This is a genomic window from Nocardia cyriacigeorgica, from assembly GCF_010868145.1.
In the GTDB taxonomy this organism is placed as follows: Bacteria; Actinomycetota; Actinomycetes; order Mycobacteriales; family Mycobacteriaceae; genus Nocardia; species Nocardia cyriacigeorgica_D.
On the sequence record NZ_JAAGUY010000003.1, the window covers coordinates 225410 to 244600 of the forward strand.

At 67.5% G+C, this 19191-nt stretch carries 16 protein-coding genes; 10 read left to right on the forward strand and 6 right to left on the reverse strand.

What is annotated here, in order from left to right; all coding sequences use genetic code 11:
- Positions 1–10: 10 nt before the first annotated feature.
- The 4 genes from dapF (at position 11) to GV792_RS07495 (ending at position 4906) form a co-directional block, all read left to right on the forward strand.
- Entirely contained in the window at positions 11–931 is a 921-nt protein-coding gene (gene dapF, locus GV792_RS07480) for a diaminopimelate epimerase (protein ID WP_175584053.1), read from the forward strand.
- Between the two features lie 88 nt (positions 932–1019).
- Entirely contained in the window at positions 1020–2549 is a 1530-nt protein-coding gene (gene hflX / locus GV792_RS07485; RefSeq protein ID WP_163822995.1) for a GTPase HflX, read from the forward strand.
- 114 nt (positions 2550–2663) lie between these two features.
- Positions 2664–3611, forward strand: coding sequence for a lysophospholipid acyltransferase family protein (locus GV792_RS07490; RefSeq protein WP_256667996.1), 948 nt, complete (start codon positions 2664–2666; stop codon positions 3609–3611).
- Between the two features lie 149 nt (positions 3612–3760).
- Positions 3761–4906, forward strand: a complete 1146-nt coding sequence (locus tag GV792_RS07495) for an acyl-CoA dehydrogenase family protein (RefSeq protein WP_163822997.1) — start codon at positions 3761–3763, stop codon at positions 4904–4906.
- A 117-nt stretch (positions 4907–5023) separates the two neighbouring features.
- On the opposite strand, the gene GV792_RS07500 is transcribed toward GV792_RS07495, so the two are convergent.
- Positions 5024–6109: an NAD(P)H-dependent amine dehydrogenase family protein gene (locus GV792_RS07500; RefSeq protein ID WP_163823000.1), complete on the reverse strand. Its 1086-nt coding sequence runs from the start codon at positions 6107–6109 to the stop codon at positions 5024–5026.
- A 10-nt stretch (positions 6110–6119) separates the two neighbouring features.
- Complete coding sequence (locus tag GV792_RS07505; RefSeq protein WP_163823002.1) at positions 6120–6911, reverse strand: SDR family oxidoreductase; 792 nt, start codon at positions 6909–6911, stop codon at positions 6120–6122.
- 94 nt (positions 6912–7005) lie between these two features.
- Between GV792_RS07505 and GV792_RS07510 the strand changes: the two genes are divergently transcribed.
- Positions 7006–7890: a helix-turn-helix domain-containing protein gene (locus GV792_RS07510; protein ID WP_163823004.1), complete on the forward strand. Its 885-nt coding sequence runs from the start codon at positions 7006–7008 to the stop codon at positions 7888–7890.
- 135 nt (positions 7891–8025) lie between these two features.
- Here the strand turns inward: GV792_RS07510 and GV792_RS07515 are convergent, their stop codons facing one another.
- Both GV792_RS07515 and lexA read right to left on the reverse strand, forming a co-directional pair.
- The gene (locus GV792_RS07515) at positions 8026–8730 is read right to left on the reverse strand and encodes a histone deacetylase (RefSeq protein ID WP_163823007.1); all 705 of its coding nucleotides are present in this window, start codon (positions 8728–8730) and stop codon (positions 8026–8028) included.
- Between the two features lie 31 nt (positions 8731–8761).
- On the reverse strand, positions 8762–9496 hold the full coding sequence (gene lexA / locus GV792_RS07520; RefSeq protein ID WP_175582953.1) for a transcriptional repressor LexA: 735 nt from the start codon (positions 9494–9496) through the stop codon (positions 8762–8764).
- 289 nt (positions 9497–9785) lie between these two features.
- On the opposite strand from lexA, the gene GV792_RS07525 reads away from it, so the two are divergent.
- The 3 genes from GV792_RS07525 to nrdR all read left to right on the forward strand — a co-directional run bounded on the left by GV792_RS07525 (position 9786) and on the right by nrdR (position 12407).
- Positions 9786–10310: a hypothetical protein gene (locus GV792_RS07525; protein WP_163823009.1), complete on the forward strand. Its 525-nt coding sequence runs from the start codon at positions 9786–9788 to the stop codon at positions 10308–10310.
- Positions 10311–10471: 161 nt separating this feature from the next.
- The gene (locus GV792_RS07530; RefSeq protein WP_163823011.1) at positions 10472–11728 is read left to right on the forward strand and encodes a hypothetical protein; all 1257 of its coding nucleotides are present in this window, start codon (positions 10472–10474) and stop codon (positions 11726–11728) included.
- Positions 11729–11936: 208 nt separating this feature from the next.
- The gene (gene nrdR, locus GV792_RS07535; protein ID WP_163823013.1) at positions 11937–12407 is read left to right on the forward strand and encodes a transcriptional regulator NrdR; all 471 of its coding nucleotides are present in this window, start codon (positions 11937–11939) and stop codon (positions 12405–12407) included.
- 12 nt (positions 12408–12419) lie between these two features.
- Here the strand turns inward: nrdR and GV792_RS07540 are convergent, their stop codons facing one another.
- Both GV792_RS07540 and hrpA read right to left on the reverse strand, forming a co-directional pair.
- Positions 12420–12650, reverse strand: a complete 231-nt coding sequence (locus GV792_RS07540; RefSeq protein WP_163823015.1) for a hypothetical protein — start codon at positions 12648–12650, stop codon at positions 12420–12422.
- 339 nt (positions 12651–12989) lie between these two features.
- Entirely contained in the window at positions 12990–17030 is a 4041-nt protein-coding gene (gene hrpA / locus GV792_RS07545; RefSeq protein ID WP_163823017.1) for an ATP-dependent RNA helicase HrpA, read from the reverse strand.
- Positions 17031–17269: 239 nt separating this feature from the next.
- Between hrpA and GV792_RS07550 the strand changes: the two genes are divergently transcribed.
- Both GV792_RS07550 and GV792_RS07555 read left to right on the forward strand, forming a co-directional pair.
- A complete protein-coding gene (locus GV792_RS07550) occupies positions 17270–17920 on the forward strand; it encodes a Pr6Pr family membrane protein (protein WP_163823019.1) in 651 nt (216 codons plus the stop codon).
- Positions 17920–19143, forward strand: coding sequence for an aminotransferase family protein (locus GV792_RS07555; protein WP_163823020.1), 1224 nt, complete (start codon positions 17920–17922; stop codon positions 19141–19143). The genes GV792_RS07550 and GV792_RS07555 overlap by 1 nt, the downstream gene beginning before the upstream one ends.
- The last annotated feature ends 48 nt before the right edge of the window (positions 19144–19191 follow it).

The window sequence follows — 19191 nt, forward strand, 5'->3', positions numbered from 1 at the left end:
GACACTCGCGATGACGAGAGGCAGCCTGCACGTGCCAGATACCGACAGCATCGAGTTCACCAAGGGCCACGGCACCCAGAACGATTTCGTGGTGCTGCCCGACCCCGAGGTAAGCCTCGATCTGACCACCGCGCGGATCGCCGCGCTCTGCGATCGGCAACGTGGCCTCGGCGCCGATGGGGTTCTTCGGGTCGCTCGTGCCGGTGCGTTGCGGGACAGGGGAGTGCTGCCCGAACTGCCCGAGGGCGTCGGAACCGACGACTGGTTCATGGACTACCGCAACGCCGACGGATCGATCGCCGAGATGTGCGGCAACGGCGTGCGCGTATTCGCGCACTATCTCGCGGCATCCGGCCTGGAATCGAGCCGGACGTTCGTCGTCGGTAGCCGGGCAGGCGCCCGCCCGGTGACCGTGCATGCGGCCGGTCCGGTGCGGGGCGAGGTCACCGTCACCATGGGCGAGGTCCGTGAACTGGGCGAATCGACCGCCACGGTGGCCGGATGGGCGTATTCGGGGATCGGCATCGACGTCGGCAACCCGCACCTGGCCTGCGTCGACCCGGAACTCACGGCCGACACGCTCGGCAAGCTCGACCTGACGGTGGCGCCGGGCTATGACCCGGATGTTTTTCCCCAGGGTGTGAACATCGAGATCGTCACCGCGCTCGACTCCTCGGGTGCGGTCGATATGCGGGTCTACGAACGTGGCGTCGGCGAGACCCGGTCGTGCGGGACGGGCACGGTGGCCGCGGCCGCGGCCGCCCTGGCCGCGGGCGGCTTCCGGATCGCGCACGACACCGGTGAGGTGACCGTGCGGGTGCCGGGTGGTGAAGTATCGGTCGGACTGGAAGGCGGCGTGGCGTGGCTGCGCGGACCTTCGGTGCTGGTGGCGACCGGCCGGATCGCCGCCGAATGGTGGCAGCAGCCGTGAAGGGACCGGCCCGCCGGATAACCACATGCGCTGTCCTGGGATTTCGTGGCAGCATGGATGGTGTATGAGGAATTCAGAGTCTTTCGATATGACCAACGGTATTGATCTGTTCGACGGCGCCGACGACGAGGACGGCACCGAGTTCGACGGCACCGACGTCGGTTCCGACGCCGAGTCGGCCCGCCGCGGTGGCGGCTGGGCGCCCGAGCCGACCGCCGGTGAACTCCAGCTCGAGGAACGCAGCGCCCTGCGCCGTGTGGCGGGGCTGTCCACCGAGCTCACCGACATCACCGAAGTCGAGTACCGGCAGCTGCGACTGGAGCGTGTCGTGCTCGTCGGTGTGTGGACCGAGGGCAGCGCCGCACGCGCCGATGCCAGCATGGCCGAGCTCGCCGCGCTCGCCGAGACCGCCGGTTCGGAGGTGCTCGAAGCCCTGATCCAGCGCCGCGACCGACCCGACCCTGCCACCTACATCGGTTCCGGTAAGGCCGAGGAGCTGCGCTCGGTGGTACTCGGCAGTGGCGCGGACACCGTGATTTGCGACGGTGAACTGACCCCCGCGCAGCTCACCGCGCTGGAGAAGGTGGTCAAGGTCAAGGTGATCGACCGGACCGCCCTGATCCTGGACATCTTCGCCCAGCACGCCACCTCCCGCGAGGGCAAGGCGCAGGTCGCGCTGGCGCAGATGGAGTACATGCTGCCCAGGCTGCGCGGCTGGGGTGAGTCGATGTCACGTCAGGCCGGTGGCCGGGCGGGCAGCAACGGCGGTGTTGGTCTGCGTGGTCCCGGTGAGACCAAGATCGAAACCGACCGTCGTCGTATCCGTGAGCGGATGGCCAAGCTGCGCCGGGAGATCCGCGAGATGAAGACCGCGCGCGACACCATGCGCTCGCGGCGCAGCTCGAGCGGTATCCCGTCGGTCGCGATCATCGGCTACACCAACGCGGGCAAGTCCAGCCTGATGAATGCGCTCACCGGGTCCGGTGTGCTGGTCCAGGACGCGCTGTTCGCCACCCTGGACCCGACCACCCGCCGCGCCGAACTCGATGACGGCCGCGAGGTCGTGTTCACCGACACCGTTGGTTTCGTCCGGCATCTGCCCACTCAGCTCGTCGAAGCCTTCCGCTCCACCTTGGAGGAGGTCACCGGCGCCGACCTGCTGCTGCATGTGGTGGACGGTTCCGACGCGCTGCCCGCCGAGCAGATCAAGGCCGTGCGCGAGGTCGTCACCGACGTGATCCGCGAATCGGGTGCCCCGGCGCCGCCGGAACTGTTGGTCGTCAACAAGATCGACGCCATCGATCCGGTCGAGCTGACGCGCCTGCGCGCGCTGCTACCCGGCGCGGAGTTCGTCTCCGCGCACAAGGGGACCGGGATCGACACCCTGCGTGATCGCCTGGCCGAGGTGCTCGGCGGACTCGACGTCGAGATCAGTGTGCTGCTGCCCTACACCCGCGGTGACCTGCTCGCCCGCATCCACGCCGATGGCCGGATCGACAGCTCCAGCCACGAGGAAGCGGGTACCAGGGTGCATGCGCGGGTCCCGCATGCCCTTGCGGCGGCGCTGTCGGAGTATGCGCACGCGGGCACCGTCGCCGACGATCGGCCCGCACCGTAATCCACCTGGTGTCCGGCGGGTGAATATCGGCGCAGGTCAGCGCTGACGGCATATCCGATGCGACACAGTCGATTTCGTTGCGTTATCGTCATCGAATCGACATCAGGAGGGTTCATGTCGCACGACCGTTCCGGCTCGGCCGATTCCGGTGATCGGCCGGCCGGCGCTCTGCCCGAGGCCGCCGTGCTCAGCGACGGTGCGCCGCTGTCGGTCTCGCTGAGCGGTACCGACCTGCGCATCATCGAGACCTTGCTCGCTCCGTTGCGCGCGTGGACGAGTCCGCGGTTCTACGGGCTGGAGAACATCCCCGCCGAGGGCCCGGTTCTCTTGGTGGGCAACCACAATCTGCTCGGCGGAATCGATGCGCCGCTGCTGCTGCCGGAGGTACTGCATCGACGCGGCCGGCTCATCCGCGGGCTGGCGGAGAATGTGCTCATCGCCGTGCCGGGGGTGCGTCATCTGCTGCACCACTACGGTTCGGTGCGCGGGACCCGGCGCAACTGCCTGGCTCTGCTCGCACGCGGTGAAGCGGTGATGGTCTTTCCTGGGGGCGGGCGGGAGGCCGTGCGCCGTAAGAACGAGAAGTACCACCTCAAATGGGAAGGTCGTACCGGATTCGCCCGGATGGCGATCGAGGCCGGGGCGCCCATCGTGCCGGTGGCGATGATCGGAGTGGACGATGCCTACGACATCGTCGTCGACGGTGATCATCCGGTGCTGCGTCCACTGCGGTGGGCGGTCGAAGCGCTCGGTCTCCACCGCGAACTCACCCCGCCGCTGGTGCGCGGCCTTGGTCCGACTCCGCTGCCACGGCCGGAACGGTTCTACTTCGCCGCGGGAGCGCCGATCGATCCGGCGCCCTGGCGCGACGCCCCTGACCTCGGTGCCGCCGCCGTCGAGTTGCGTGCGGTGGTGCGCAAGAGCCTGGAGGAGGAGCTGCGGTTCCTGTTCGCCGAACGTGACCGCGATTCCGGTCGAACCCTGACCGGCCGGGTGCGCGGCGATCTGGCCGCGTTCACCTCCGGTGCCATCGACAGGCTACGGCGGTTTCGTTTGTCGTGAATCTCCTCTGATCATGGTCGGCGTCGCCACTCGAGCAGGTGAGACGGCGAATTCGGGGAGTGAAGTGAACAGCGATTCTCATCCCGGGTACGGTGGGTGACAACGACGAACCGGTGCGGGCCGGTTCGTGTGGTCACTAGGAGGTTGGTGTGGAGCGCACACTGTTCGAACCCGAGCACGACCTGTTCCGGGAGTCGTTCCGCAAGTTTCTCGACACTCACGTCGCGCCGAACCATGCGAAATGGGAAGAGCAGGGCATTGTCGATCGGTCCGCGTGGGTCGAGGCGGGTAAGCAAGGCTTCCTCGGCATGGCGGTACCGGAGGAGTACGGCGGCGGCGGGGTCAAGGATTTCCGCTACAACGCGGTGATCACCGAAGAGACCGTGCGTGGGCAGTACTCCGGGCTCGGCTTCTCGCTGCACAACGACGTCGTCGCGCCGTATCTGCTGGAGTTGGCGAACGAGGAGCAGAAGCAGCGGTGGCTGCCCGGATTCTGTTCCGGCGAGATCATCACCGCGATCGCCATGACCGAGCCGGGCACCGGATCGGATCTGCAGGGCATCAAGACCCGCGCCGTGCGCGACGGCGACGACTGGGTGCTCAACGGCTCCAAGACCTTCATCACCAACGGCATCAACGCAGATATCATCATCGTGGTCGCGCAGACCGACCCCGAGAAGGGCGCGATGGGCTTCAGCCTGCTGGTCGTCGAGCGCGGTATGGCCGGTTTCGAACGCGGACGCAACCTCGACAAGATCGGCCTCAAGGCGCAGGACACCGCCGAGCTCAGCTTCAGCGATGTGCGGGTGCCCGCGGCCAACCTTCTCGGCACCGAGGGGATGGGCTTCATCCACCTGATGCAGAACCTCCCGCAGGAGCGCATGTCGATCGCCGTGATGGCCGCCGCCGCCATGGAGGGCTGCCTGGACATGACGGTCCAGTACGTGCGTGACCGCAAGGCCTTCGGCAAGCCGATCGGAGCCCTGCAGAACACCCGCTTCGTGCTGGCCGAACTGGCCACCAAGACCACCGCCGTGCGCATCATGGTCGATCGGTTCATCGAGGACCTGAACGCGGACAAGCTGTCGGTCGAGGATGCCGCCATGGCCAAGTGGTGGAGCACCGAGGAGCAGCTCGACCTCATCAACCGCTGCCTGCAGCTCCACGGCGGCTACGGCTATATGAAGGAATACCCGATCGCCAAGGCGTACATGGATGCTCGCATCCAGACGATCTACGGCGGCACCACCGAGATCATGAAAGAGATCATCGGCCGCGGTTTGAAACTGGCCTGATCACCACCTGTCCGGCTCCGGCCGACGGTGACCGTCATGTGCGGGCGTCGTCGGCCGCGTGCGATCACAGTTGTCGTCCCGATCGGCGGTGTCGTCGTCGACGAAGACGGAAAAGTATCAGCTGATGTGCCTGCCCCGTGCGGCAAGGCCTGCTCCGGTGACCAGCGGCAGATCGAGTGTCGTGCGGATGCCCGCCGGGGCGGCGACGACTGCGGGAATGGCGTTGACCAGGCGCATCGCCGTACCGACGAGGCTGGCGTGGTTGTGGTCGCCGTTGTCGCTGAACATGGCCAGGTCGAGGGTGTAATGCGGTTCGCCGGTGACTTCCACTCGGTAGGACCCGCCCTCGCGCGCCGGTTGCGGCCAGTCGGGGGCGATATCGGCACGCAGCCGGGTGATGTGTTCGAGCACGGTGACCACACGCTCGCCGACCATGCCGCGGACCTCGAAGCGCAGACCGGCCGCGGTGCCCTTCTCGATGGTGCCGGAGTCGATCGCGAAGGTTTCCGGAGCCGGCACCCGCTCGTAGGTCTGGGTGACAGCATCGAGTTCCAGATCGAGGCCCGCGGCCAGTTGACGGACAACGCTGCCCCAGGCCAGCGACAGCACGCCAGGTTGCAGCAGTAGCGGAGTCTCGTCCATCGGCTTACCGAAGCCCATGATGTCGAACATGACGGCCGGATTGTCGTAGGTCGAATAGTCGACGATCTCCATACACCGCACCTGATCGACCCGCCGACAGGTTCCCAACAGGGCCAGCGGCAGCAGATCATTGGCGAAACCGGGGTCGATCCCGTTGACGAACAACGACGAATTGCCTGTGGCGGCAGCCTTTTCCAGCGGAACGAGCAGCTCGTCCGGGATGACGTCCCACGGGTACTGCAGGAACACCGGTGCGCTCGCCACCACATTGATCCCCGCGGCCAGCAGCACCCGCAGATCCTCCAGGGCCTCCATCAGCCGGTTGTCGGTCATGGCCGTGTAGACCACACAGTCCGGCTTCAACGCCAGGATCCGCTCGGTATCGGTGGTCGCCGAGATGCCGGTCGGCTCCGCGCCGACCAGCTCACCGGCGTCGCGGCCGTCCTTGTCCGGTCCGGAGACTCGCACTCCGACAAGTTCGAGCCGTGGATCGTCGAGCACTCCGGCGAGCGCGTGCCGCCCGACATTGCCGGTGCCCCAGTGCACTACGCGATAGACCATCGTCGTCACCTCACAGATCGGGAAGGGGAATGTCGAGATTCGGTGCGATGAGGCCGCCGTCGACCTCTAACACCTTGCCGGTCAGGAAATCACCTGCGGGGGAGGCGAGAAACAGCGCGGCCGAGGCGATATCGGCCGGATCGCCCAACCGGCGCATCGGGGTGGCCTGTTCGAGCTTCGTACGCATCTCGTCGTTGCCCGCGACGACTTCGAGAGCCGAGGTGAGAATCGATCCGGGCGCGATCGCGTTCACGCGGATGCGCGGGCACAGATCGAGTGCGGCGTTACGGGTGTAGTGCGCGAGCGCTGCTTTCGCCGTGGCGTAGGCGGCGAACGCGCGGCCGGGCAGCCTGCCCATCGTCGAGGTCACATTGATGATCGAGCCGGTCCCTGCGGTGTCGAGGATCTTCGGTACGGCGGCGCGCACCAGGGTGTGTGCGGTGCCGACATTGAAGGTGAACGCCTTGGCCAGATCCTCGGCGCTGGTGTCCAGCAGCGGTTTCGGCATCGCACCGCCCACGTTGTTCACCACGGTGTCCAGGCGGCCGAACTGGTCGACGGCCGCATCCGCCAGCGCGGCGGAGGCGTCGAGATCGGCGAGATCGGCGACGACCACGTGTGCGCGCCGCCCGGTCGCCTCGATTCGTTCGGCGACTTCGCGCAGCTCGGATTCGGTGCGCGCCGCGATCACCACGTCGGCGCCGGCCTCCGCGAATCCGACCGCGATCGCCGCCCCGAGGCCTCGTCCGGCGCCGGTGACGACCGCTACCCGGCCGTCGAGCCGGAATCGATCCAGAATCATCGCCGCATCCTCCTAGGTGTCGAATACTCGACTATCATTCGGCGAATAGTCGATGCAGTGTAGGGCGCTCGGTGCCGGGCGACAAGGGGTGACGATGTCTTCAGCGGGGTCGCCGCCGACGCGACGCGTCATCGCGGTAGTCGAGCTGCTCACCGAATCCGATCGCGGGCTGAGTGCATCGGACATCGCGGCCTCGCTGTCGCTGGCGCGTGCCACCGTCAGTGCGGTACTGGCCGAACTCACCGTCGCGGGATGGGTACGCCGCGACGAGGGCCTGCGGTATCGACCGGGTCCCGCGTTGGCGAGGTTGTCGCCCGCTCCGCCCGGCGCCTCCGGTGCGGCCGTGCAGGCCGAACTGGCCGCGTTGGCGTCGGCCGCGGGCTGTGGTGCCACGCTCAGTCGCATCGAGAGTGACCGGCTCACCGTGGTGGCCAAGCAGTACGCGGATGCCCGGGTGGTGCCGGGGCTGCATATCGGGCAATCGCTTCCGCTGGCGTATCCGGCCGGCGCCGCGGTCATGCCGTGGCGCACCGATGCCGAGCGGCGCGCGTGGCTGGCGACGGCATCCGGACCAGGCCGCCGTGCCGCACCGGCGTTGCTGCGGTTCGTTGCGGGCAATGGCTATGCGGTGTTTCGGCCCGATGCCGACGATGCCGGTCTGGTCGACGTGCTCGCCGATCTCCTCGGGGCGGTGGGCGCCGAGGTGCTGCAGCCGCAACTACGGTCGAGGGTCTTGCGGCAGTTGTCGCGGTTGACGGCGCGGCCCTACACCGACGCCGATATCGTCTCGGAGGAGTCTTTGCCGGTCAGCTACCTGTCCGCGCCGGTATTCGACGGTGCGACAGCACCGTACGAGGTGCAGATCGGGCCCTTGCGCCCTGCGGTCGGTCGGGTCGAACGGGCCGGCTATATCGAGGCGATTCGGGTGGGTGCACAGGCGATCTCGACTGCGTTGGGGGAGCCAGCCCGAGGAGTGTGAGTGCGGCGGCAGCCGGACCGTGCGGGTCGGGCCGTGTCGGCAATGCGATCGATGTGGTGGGCGTTCGACGTGTTCAGTCGCGGGCCGTGTATCGGGTTCCTGTACAACAGATGCTCGGGCTCGGTTCGGCACTCATCACGGGTACGGCCCGTCAGTGCCCTCGGTTGCGGTGCGGGCTGCCGCTGTGTCTTCGGGCAACAATGCGACTACGGATCCGGTGGTCCACGTGAGGTCTGCGCCGGGGCGGGTGGCGAGGTAGGTGGCGGTGCGCTGGACGGTCCATCCGTGGGAGGCGATCAACCCGCGGGCCAGGTGCTGCAGGTAGGCAGCCGCCGGTGGGTTGCCCGGGACGTCGCGGCATCCCCAGGGAGCGGTGAATGTGAGGATCGGATAGCCGTCGCGGGTCCCGGCATAGACGAGAGTTTCGTACCGTCCCGGACCGAAGCGGGCGCGCCCGGTGCCGAGTGCGGTGGAGATGTCCAGATCCGTGCCTGGTTCGCGATACATCTCCTGTGCGGCGATATCGCTGAACTGGGCCGCGGTGAGCAGGTAGGCATGTGCTGCGGTGTGGTCGGCGATGTCCGGGTCGTAGAAGGCGCGTCCACCGGTCCAGACGGCGGACTCGGTGGCGAAGTACAGCAGGCCGGGCAGCAGTAGCGGCACCGACTTTCGTGGCGGTGTGATGTCGCGGCAGCCGGGCAGGGTCATGACGCCACCGTCGGGTGCACCGCCGTGCAGATAGCAACCCAGACGCTGCGGATTCATATTGGAGCCGTAGCTGGCGTACCAGACCAGCTCCGTCGAGGGGCCTTGCGAATCCCTGGCGGCCGCATCCGACATCACGCGACCGCCGGGAAACACAACATGGTTCTCAGATCTTGCGGATGACCGTGACGACCTTGCCGAGAATTTGGGCGTCGTTACCGGGGATCGGTTCGAAGTGCGGGTTGTGCGGCATCAGCCAGACATCCTTGCCCGACCGTTTGAATGTCTTGACCGTCGCCTCGCCCTCGATCATCGCGGCGACGATATCGCCGTTGTCGGCGACGTTCTGCTGGCGGACCACGACCCAGTCGCCGTCGCAGATGGCTGCGTCGACCATTGATTCGCCGACGACCTTCAGCAAGAACAGTGAACCATCGCCGACCAGCTCCTTGGGGAGTGGGAAGACGTCTTCGACGGCCTGCTCGGCCAGAATCGGTCCACCGGCGGCGATCCGGCCGAGTACGGGAACGAAGGTCGGGGTGGGGCGGTCCGGGTCTGCGGAAGCGATATCGGCGCCGGTGCCCCCGCCGACCGCGGTCAGGCTGGTGACCGCGCGAACGGCCTCGTCCAAGCCGCGCACATCTACCGCGCGCGGCCGGTTCGGGTCTCGGCGCAAATAGCCCTTGCGTTCCAGGGTGCGTAGCTGATGCGCCACCGAGGACGTCGAGGTGAGCCCGACCGCATCACCGATCTCGCGGATGCTCGGCGGGTAGCCGCGCTCGCTCACCGAGGTGCGGATCACCTCCAGCACCTTCCGCTGACGCACGGTGAGATCCGTTCCGGTCCCGGCCGTTTCGGTGCCGAGACCGCCCCCGTCGCCCGTGCCGTCTGTCTGGCTCACCGTTGCCGCCCTTTCGTGTCGGTGCCCGGCTCGACCGCGCCGTACCGGAGTCGATGTCGTTCTCTGAATCTAGTCCGGTCGGCGCGATGTATCAAACATCTGTTCGACGCATGTCCGGCGTTTCTGCTGACTTTGTCGGTGCGCCGTGGTAGAAATCGAACATCAGTTCTTTCGAACAGGTGATCGAATGAGGGTCGATCGGCCGGCAAGGCCGCTGGTAGAGCGACCGGCCGCCGCGATGTGCGGCGGGTGACAGCAACGACGGGGTATCACCACGGAGGTTTGTCCGATGAGCACAGCGATCAGCGAAATCGATACGGCCGCAGTCGAGGATGGGGAGTCCGGTGGCGCCGTGGGTGCGCGAGCCGGGCTCGTCTGTGAAGGCGAGGAGGGGCATGCGGCGCGCGGGTCGTTGCCCGACGTTCTCCATGGCGGCAGGCGGGAATCCGTGACGGCGGTTCGGGTCCGTCCGGCCCGCGGTGCTCGGACCATTCGCGGGGCAATCTATCGCCCCGCCGATCGGCGTCCGCGCGGAGCCGGCCCGCGGGCCGGTGTGGTCCGCTACGACTCACGCCCGGTCCGGCGTGCGCCGTCCGGATACGCGACGCGACCCGAGGAGCGGGTGGAGCGCGCTCAGGTGGGTTTCGCTGTCCTCGCGATCTCTGCGCTGCTGAGCGCGCTGGTGGTCACCGTGCTGATCGGTATCGCACATCTCCGTGCGGAAGCGGTGGTCCCGCAGCATCATCCGGATGGTCCCGTCATCGTGGAGCCGGCGCCGATGCCCGCGGGTGGTCTGTCCGGCGTTCCGCGTTGAGTGATCTGATGCCGTAAGGCGGCGCGCGGGCGGCAATGCGCGGCGACATCGAGGATCGGCCACCACCCGTGGCCGAATATGTTGATCGACAACGGAAACGCGTTGCTACTGTGCTGAACACCTGAATCCGGCAACGCCGCCGACAACTGAACCGGGACCGCATGACGCCTCAGCACACCGCCGGATACCGCCTCCGGTTTCTCGCCAGGACCGCCGTTGTTCTTCTCTGTCTGCTGTTCGGGTTCGCCTCCGTTCCGGCCGCGCACGCAATACCGGCATACACCCCCTACCTCGATCTGCCCGCCGTCAACGACGATGGCTCCGCGGGTGGCGGGCTGAATCCGGCGTTGCCGCTGGAGGAACCGACGCTGCGGACCGCACTCGATCAGGCAAGGGCCGATGGTGTGGCGCCCAGCCGCTACGCGACGCTACTGCATCAGTACTGGCTGGTGGTGGCGGTGGACAATGCCGGAATCGACCTCGCGGCATGGGATCCGAGTCGCGGACCCGCCGCGGGGGAGCGGACCTTCAACCAGGTCTACGTCAACTACTTGCGCCTGGCGTCCGGGCATCCGGAGTTCTGGTGGGCCGGACTGGCCGGAATCGCCGGCGGGTCGTTCGCGTCGGGATACTTCGATATGAGTGATGTCGGCCGGGTGATCGACCTACCGGGCATCCATCAACTCGGCACGGCGGTCGCCGGCTTACTGCGCAACACTCCGGAAGAACTCGTGCGCGGCCTCCCCGGCGACATCCACCTACTCGCCACCGAGGGGCCGCGACTGACGGTCGACGATCTGGTCTGGTACCAGATCCGGCTGATGACCATGCAGAAGCACATTTTCGTCGACCTGGTGCCGATGCACGAGGCCTACCTCGCGCAGGGGTTGGCGGGCATCGATGAGATGCACCGTGCCGGAATCCTCGACGACGGGCTGCGCACCGCCTGGGACTCGGTGGCCTCGGGCACCCGCGCCGGATATGTCGACGCGCTGATCCGGATGACGGACCGGGAGCAGAATCATGTCGTCGCCGACCAATGGGACGTCACGGCGGGCGGCCGTGGGTCGATGGGGCGCGTGCTCACCTACGTCAGCACCGTGGCCGGTAAGGCAGGCGTCCCGGGTGTGCGTGCCCCCGGCGTTTTCGGGCCCGCCACCGTCACCGCCGACCTGGGCGGGCGGATGTTGTCGCTGCGCACCCCGCTCCCGGCCTGGAACTGGGCCGATCGTGATACCCGCTGGACCTACATCACCGGAGATCTGGTGCCGCGCCATATCGATATGAAGTCCGATGCGTCGCTGGCGGCCGCCGTCCTTGCCGAGCCTTTCTGGGACAAATTGGCGCGGGGACGCCTGCTCCAGCGTCTGCCGGACGTCATCGCCGATATGGCGAGCCAGTGGCAGCTGACCGGTTGAGTTCGAGAGGTAGCTGCGGCAATCGCGGGGTGAGCACCACCGAGTCGAACCCCACGCGGGTATTCTCGAAGTGCTATGGAGGTATACCGGAGTTCACCACGGGTGTACCCGGTGCCGGGCGCCGTCCCGGCCCACGCGCTCGCCGGACGGTTGGCCCCGATCGGCAATCGGCCCGGACGCGAGCGTACGCATCGACGAAGGATCTCGGATGCACTGCCCGTACTGCCGGCACCCTGACTCCCGGGTGGTCGACTCGCGCGAGGCCGATGAAGGCGCGGCGATCCGCCGCAGACGCTCGTGCCCGGAATGCGGGCGCCGTTTCACCACGGTCGAAACCGCGATCCTGTCCGTGGTCAAACGTAGCGGTGTCACCGAACCGTTCAGCCGCGAAAAGGTCATCCGCGGGGTGCGCCGCGCCTGCCAAGGCCGCGAAGTCGACGATGACGCGCTGAACCTGCTCGCGCAGCAGGTCGAGGATACGGTCCGGGCCAAAGGTTCGCCGGAAATCCCGAGCCATGAGGTGGGGCTGGCCATTCTCGGCCCACTACGCGACCTCGATGAGGTGGCCTATCTGCGGTTCGCCTCGGTCTACCGGTCGTTCACCTCGGCCGAGGATTTCGAGCGCGAGATCCAGGGCATGCGTCAGGCGCGTGCGGCCGCCGTCGGTTCCGCGGACTGAGGGTCACACCGCTCAGAAGCAGATCCCCGGCGGGCAGGAGCAACTGAAGCTGCCCATGTGCTGGCCCGGGCAGATCGTCACCGAACCCGAGCCGATGAGGCTCGCCAGCGGCCGCAGCCACAGTGTGTGGTTGGACGGCGATGAGGCGGGCGTGGGCGCCTCGGCTACCGCCGGGCCCGCGCCGAGTGCCGTCGATAGCAGCAGTGTGGCTCCGATTCCGATGCCGCCGAGTACTTTTCGCATGGCAAACACTTCCTCATCACATGCCACCCGGCTTATTGGGTGGGGCGGCGCAGTGGCGGCATTCCCGAGTGGGGATCCCGCTCGCCGAACGCGGTACCCCGATAACGGTAGCCGGGTGCCCCGTCCGTCGGCGCGCCCCGGAATTCGCCGCCATCGATTCACGGGGCACGACACCGACGGCCGGCCACTGCACCGCGCGACCGCGCCTGTGGGGTACCGGCGGCATTCGTCGTGTGCCCAGCCTGCTGGCGACACCCTCGGGCCAGGCGTCCAACGGTCCCGGCTCGCACTCGGCATGACAACGGGGCCCGCGACGAGCCTTCGAGCCGCACCGATCACCTACCGCCGGATCGCACCGATCGCTTTCTGGATCCGCTTGGCCGACACCGGGTATGGGGTACCGAGCTTCTGGGCGAACAGGCTGACCCGCAATTCCTCGATCATCCACCAGATCTCGGCCACCTCCGGCGCGCGGCGGCGCGGTTCGGGCAGCCCGCTCAGCAACCGGTCATAGGCGGCCAGCACCGTGTCGATCTCGGCCATACCCTGCCGATCGCGCACCGCCGAGCCGGGCAGGGCCTCGAGCCGGGCCACCGCGGCGCGCAGGTATCGCGGCAGCTCACGCAGGCGCGCGCTACCCCATTCGGAGATGAAGCCGTCGAAGACCAGGTCGGCGAGCTGATCACGGACATCGTCGGCGATATCGCGTTCAGCGGTATTCGCCAACGCCGACGACACCCGATGTGCTTCGGCCAGTACCGGCACGGCCAGGCGCACCAGGCGCGCGGCCGCGGCGGCGAGCTCCGGTCGGACCGTGGCCACCAGTGCCTCGAACTGTTCGGGACCGCGCACCGGTCCACCGGCCGCAGCGATGAGCTCATCGGCGGCAGCCGAACGACAGTCGGCGACGAGGCCATCGAGTGAGCCGTAGGGATTCTGGCTCACCACCAGCCGGTCGGTAGGTGGCAGACCTGCCGTCACCGTGCGCAGCGAGGTCGGGATGGCGCGCAACACCAGCTCCCTTGTACCCGTGCGCATGGCCGTGGCCTGCTCGGCCGGCGAACTCAGCACCCGCACCGCGACACCCTCGTCTTCGGCTACCAGCGCCGGATAGCCGGTGATGGTTTGTCCGGCGACCTCCCGTTTGACCGTCGGCGCGACCGTGCCGAGCGACTCGGCGGTCCACACCAGTGCGGGTGCCCGCTCCGCGCCGGCCGTGGCGCGGGCGACCGACTTCGACACCTGCTCGGCCAGCCGCGTTTTCAAACGTGCGAGGCTCTTCTCGCGGGCGAGTACCGTGCCACGGTCATCGACGGCGGCGAAGGTCATCCGCAGGTGATCCGGCAGCGCCGCGGGATCGAGGTCGTTCGGTGTGATCGGCACCGCGCCCAGCCGCGACAGCTCCCGCGCCAGTCCGGTGCGTAGCGGTTCGGCGCGCGGGGTCAGTGCGGCCAGGGCGCCCGCGGCGAAATCCGGTGCGGGCACTACCGCGCGGCGCAGATTCTTGGGCAGCGTCTTGATCAGCGCGGTTGCCAGCTCCTCGCGCATACCGGGTACCAGCCAGTCGAATCCCATGGCCCGCACGTGGGCCAGCTGCGCGACCGGGATCCGTGCGGTGACGCCGTCGTCGTCGTTGCCGGGTTCGAATTGGTAGGTGAGCGGGAAACTCAGCTCGCCCTGACGCCAGGTATCAGGGAAGTCGGTCGGATTCAGTGTCGCGGCACCCTCGTTGACGACGGTGTCGGAGGTGAAATCCAGCAGCGCGGGATCGGTGCGTTTGGCCGTGCGCCACCAGCTGTCGAAATGGCGGACCGAGACGATATCGGCGGGTACGCGCCGGTCGTAGAATTCGAACAGCACCTCGTCGTCGACGAGGATGTCGCGGCGGCGGGCGCGATGCTCGAGGTCGGCGACGTCGTCGAGCAGTTCCCGGTTGCGGTGGAAGAACTCGTGTTTGGTCTGCCATTCGCCCTGCACGAGCGCATGACGCAGGAACAGCTCACGCGAGATGATCGGGTCGATGCGTCCGTAGTCGACCGGGCGCTGAGTCACCAGCGGAACCCCGTAGAGGGTGACGCGCTCGTAGGCGCGGGCGGCACCGCGTTTGGACGACCAATGCGGTTCGGAATAGGTGCGTTTCACCAGATCGCCGGCCAGGCGTTCGGCCCACTCCGGTTCCACTCGCGCCGCCATCCGTCCCCACAGACGTGAGGTTTCCACCAGTTCGGCGGCCATCACCCAGCGCGGCGGTTTCTTCGCCAGTGAGGAGCCTGGGAAGATCATGAACTTCGCGCCGCGCGCGCCAAGGAATTCGCGTGATTCGGCTTCCCGGACACCGATATGGGAGAGCATGCCGGCGAGTAAGGCCTGGTGGATCGCGGTCACATCCCACGGGAGTGTGTCGTCCTCGCTGACGGAGGCGGCGGCTGCCTTCACGGGCTTGCCCGACCCTCGGCCACGAGAGCGTTCGGGTGCGCCGCGCTTCGGTTCGCCCTTATCCGGCTGCGCCGCATGTTCGCCGTGCGCCGACCAGCCAAGGCCCTTGGTGATGGTACGCAGCTGCCCGTGCAGATCCTGCCACTCCCGGATCCGCAGGTAGTGCAGAAATTCCTCGCGGCACATGCGTCGGAACTGGTTCGACGACAGCGACTTACGCTGCCCGGACAGGTAGTCCCACAGTCGCAGATACGCCAGGAAGTCGGAGTGCTCGACGGCGAACCGCGCGTGCTTGGTGTCTGCCGCCTGCTGTTGCTCGGCCGGGCGTTCGCGCACATCCTGGATCGACAGCGCCGCGACGATGATCAGGACCTCGCCGAGACATCCGTTGCGATGGGCCTCCACCAACATCCGCGCCATCCGCGGATCCACCGGTAGCCGGGCCATCTCGCGGCCGATCGGGGTCAGTGACAGGCCATTCTTGTCATCGGCGGTCCGTCGGGCGAGCGCACCCAACTCTTCGAGCAACGCGATGCCGTCGCGGATCGCGCGGGAATCGGGCGGCTCCACGAACGGAAACTTCTCGATATCGCCAAGGCCGAGCGCTGTCATCTGCAGGATGACCGCGGCGAGGTTGGTGCGCAGGATCTCCGGATCGGTGAACAGAGGGCGGGACTCGAAATCGTCCTCGGAGTACAGGCGGATACAGATGCCGTCGGCCACCCGGCCGCAGCGCCCGGAACGCTGACGTGCCGAGGCCTGCGAGACCGGCTCGATGGGCAACCGCTGCACCTTGGTGCGCATCGAATAGCGGGAGATCCGGGCGGTACCAGGATCGACGACGTACCGGATGCCAGGCACCGTCAGCGAGGTTTCGGCGACATTGGTGGCCAGTACGACCCGGCGTCCGGTGTGCGAGGCGAAGACTCGATGCTGTTCGGCCGCCGAGAGCCGCGCGTAGAGCGGCAGGATCTCGGTGCGTGGCAATTTCAGCTCGCGCAGGGCATCGGCGGTATCGCGGATTTCGCGTTCACCGGAGAGGAAGACCAGCACATCGCCGTCGCCTTCGGTGAACAGTTCGGTGACCGCGTCGCCGATGGCGTCCACCGGATCGCGGTCGAGGACACGGTCCTCGTCATCCTCGTCGCGGGACGGTACCGGCAGCGCCAGCGGCCGATAGCGGATCTCCACCGGATACGACCGGCCCGAGACCTCGACGATCGGCGCGGGTTTGCCTTCGGCATCGGCGAAATGGCGGGCGAACAGTTCCGGATCGATGGTCGCCGAGGTGATGATCACCTTCAGGTCGGGCCTGCGGGGGAGTAGCTGTTTGAGATAGCCGAGCAGGAAGTCGATATTGAGGCTCCGCTCGTGGGCCTCGTCGATGATGATCGTGTCGTAGCCGCGCAGCAGCCGGTCACGCTGGATCTCCGCGAGCAGGATGCCGTCGGTCATCAGCTTGACCAGCGTGTGTTCGGCGGCCTGATCGGTGAAGCGGACCGTGTAGCCAACGGCGTCGCCGAGTTCGGTGCCCAATTCCTCGGCGATACGTTCGGCGACCGCCCGTGCGGCGAGCCTGCGGGGCTGGGTATGGCCGATCATGCCGCGGATGCCGCGACCCAACTCCAGGCAGATCTTCGGGATCTGGGTGGTCTTACCCGAGCCCGTCTCGCCCGCGACGATCACGACCTGGTTGGCGGCGATGGCGGCGCCGATATCTTCGCGCCGCGCCGTGACCGGCAGCTGCGGTGGATAGTGGATCTCGGGTACGGCCGTACGACGGTTGTCGATACGTTGCTCGGCCACCGCGATCTCGGTCTCGATGCGTCCGAGGTCGCCCCCGCGTGCCCGGTCCAGCTGTCTGCGCAGCCGATGCTCGTCGCGGAGTGTGAGAGTGGCCAGGCGGGTGCGAAGCTCACGCGGGCTGGCTGCGGTCCTGGTCATTGCGCCATCCAGCCTAGTGGACACCCACCGGCGGGGGCTGCGCATTTTCGTGTGGCGACAGCGGGTGGCGTGGCATATGCCCAGCGTATCGGTGATCGAGCGCGGCACGACCGTCGCCCAGTTCACATCGGCAGGCTGCGCCAACCGCCGCGGACATACTCCTGGATGGTGATTGCCGGGTGGATGCGCGCCTGCGATTCGGCCGGTGCACAGCCGGCCGGTGTGCGACGATCGGCGCCATGATCACCAGCTGGGGTACACCGGCGTGGATCCGGGTGCTGCGACTTGCCTTCGGTGTGCTGGGTGTGGTCGCACTGGCCTGGATTCCGATACGCGCTATCGGTGAAGCCGACTTCTCGACCGCCAACTACTTCAGCTACTTCACCATCCAATCGAATGTGCTCGGCGTCGTCGTGCTGCTGATCGGCGCGCTGGTCGATCCGCGTGACGACCGCTGGCAGGCCGTGCGCGGGGCGAGCACGCTGTATCTGCTGATCACCGGCGTGGTGTACGCGGTGCTGCTGGCCAATATCGACGTCATGCTCACCGACCGGTGGATCAACGATGTGCTGCACCGGCTGCTTCCGCTGGTCATGATGCTCGACTGGGTCCTGGTCCCGGTGAGCCTCGGGCTCACCGGTCGATTGCTCGGCGCCCTGCTGATCTATCCGGCGGTCTACGGCGCGTACTCGCTGATCCGTGGCCCGATCGTCGGCTGGTATCCATACCCGTTCCTCGATCCGCGCGAGCAGGGCTATGCCTCGCTGGTCATCGGTCTTGTGGTGCTCGCCGGAGTCTTCGCGCTGCTCGCGGTGGCCGTCGTCGCGCTCGGCGGACTCGCACACCGCTGGCAGGATGGACGAACAGCCGCCGAACCCAGGAGCGCCTGATGGGATCACTGTGGCACGGTTTCGCCGATATGGGCGCCGTCGCACGCGACGGCGCTTTCGTCGTCGCACGGGGTGAGGGCGCCTACATCTGGGATGAGGCGGGCAACCGCTACCTCGACGCCACGGCGGGTCTGTGGTTCGCCAATGTCGGTCACGGCCGCCGCGAGATCGCCGACGCGGTAGCGGAGCAGCTGACGCGGCTGGCCCACTACTCGAACTTCGGTGACCTCGCCGCGCCGGTCACCCGGGACCTGGCCGAGCGTTTGGCCGAGCTGGCCCCGGTGCCCGGCAGCAAGATCTTCTTCACCTCGGGCGGATCGGACTCGATTGATACCGCGGCCAAGCTGGCCCGCCGCTACTGGCACGAACTCGGCAAGCCCGGTAAATCGATCATCGTCGGGCGTCACCTGGCCTACCACGGCATGCACGTCGCGGGCACCGCACTGTCGGGCTTGGCGCCGAACCGGGAAGGTTACGGCGAGCTGATGGCCGATGCCCGCACCGTCGAATGGAACGACCCCAAGGCACTGCTGGCGCTGATCGAGGACCTCGGTGCCGAACGCATCGCGGCGTTCTTCTGTGAGCCGATCATCGGTGCGGGCGGGATCTATCTGCCGCCCGAGGGCTACCTGAACGAGGTACGCCGCATCTGCCGCGATCACGGCATCCTGTTCGTCGCCGACGAGGTGGTCACCGGATTCGGCCGGATCGGCGGATCCTGGTTCGCCTCCACCCGTTTCGGCCTCGAACCTGATCTGATGACCGCCGCCAAGGGCCTCACCTCCGGTTATGTGCCGATGGGTGCGGTCTTCATCGCACCGCATGTGGCCGAACCGTTCTTCGCCGGGGGCGTGTGGTGGCGCCACGGCTATACCTACGGCGGTCACGCCGGTTCCGCCGCCGCGGCCATGGCCAACCTCGACATCATCGAACGCGAGTCCCTGCTCACCGCTTCCGCGCAGTTGGAAAAGGCGCTGCACGAACACCTCTCGCCGTTGGCCGAACATCCGCGGGTCGCCGAGGTCCGCAGCGGGCTCGGTGCCGTGGCCGCGATCCAGCTCGCCGATCCCGCCGAAGCCCCTGCCATGGTGAAAGCGCTACGTACCCATGGTGTCTCGTCCCGAGCCGCCGGTGCGGGCGCCCTGCAGATCTCCCCGCCGTTCGTCATCACCGACGCTCAGCTCACCGAACTGGCGACCGCCTTCACCCGCGCCCTCGGCTGATCGGGTCGAATCCGCCTCGAAAGGGCGCGCAACGAGCTTGCGCGATGC

Excerpts from the sequence above, each read along its gene's own strand:
- GV792_RS07530 (WP_163823011.1), top strand. The coding sequence starts at position 10,472 with ATGACGCCTCAGCACACCGCCGGATACCGCCTCCGGTTTCTCGCCAGG.
- hflX (WP_163822995.1), top strand. The coding sequence starts at position 1,020 with ATGACCAACGGTATTGATCTGTTCGACGGCGCCGACGACGAGGACGGC.
- GV792_RS07510 (WP_163823004.1), top strand. The coding sequence starts at position 7,006 with ATGTCTTCAGCGGGGTCGCCGCCGACGCGACGCGTCATCGCGGTAGTC.
- dapF (WP_175584053.1), top strand. The coding sequence starts at position 11 with ATGACGAGAGGCAGCCTGCACGTGCCAGATACCGACAGCATCGAGTTC.
- GV792_RS07500 (WP_163823000.1), bottom strand. The coding sequence starts at position 6,109 with ATGGTCTATCGCGTAGTGCACTGGGGCACCGGCAATGTCGGGCGGCAC.
- hrpA (WP_163823017.1), bottom strand. The coding sequence starts at position 17,030 with ATGACCAGGACCGCAGCCAGCCCGCGTGAGCTTCGCACCCGCCTGGCC.
- GV792_RS07550 (WP_163823019.1), top strand. The coding sequence starts at position 17,270 with ATGATCACCAGCTGGGGTACACCGGCGTGGATCCGGGTGCTGCGACTT.
- GV792_RS07555 (WP_163823020.1), top strand. The coding sequence starts at position 17,920 with ATGGGATCACTGTGGCACGGTTTCGCCGATATGGGCGCCGTCGCACGC.
- nrdR (WP_163823013.1), top strand. The coding sequence starts at position 11,937 with ATGCACTGCCCGTACTGCCGGCACCCTGACTCCCGGGTGGTCGACTCG.
- GV792_RS07505 (WP_163823002.1), bottom strand. The coding sequence starts at position 6,911 with ATGATTCTGGATCGATTCCGGCTCGACGGCCGGGTAGCGGTCGTCACC.
- GV792_RS07525 (WP_163823009.1), top strand. The coding sequence starts at position 9,786 with ATGAGCACAGCGATCAGCGAAATCGATACGGCCGCAGTCGAGGATGGG.
- GV792_RS07490 (WP_256667996.1), top strand. The coding sequence starts at position 2,664 with ATGTCGCACGACCGTTCCGGCTCGGCCGATTCCGGTGATCGGCCGGCC.
- GV792_RS07515 (WP_163823007.1), bottom strand. The coding sequence starts at position 8,730 with ATGTCGGATGCGGCCGCCAGGGATTCGCAAGGCCCCTCGACGGAGCTG.
- GV792_RS07540 (WP_163823015.1), bottom strand. The coding sequence starts at position 12,650 with ATGCGAAAAGTACTCGGCGGCATCGGAATCGGAGCCACACTGCTGCTA.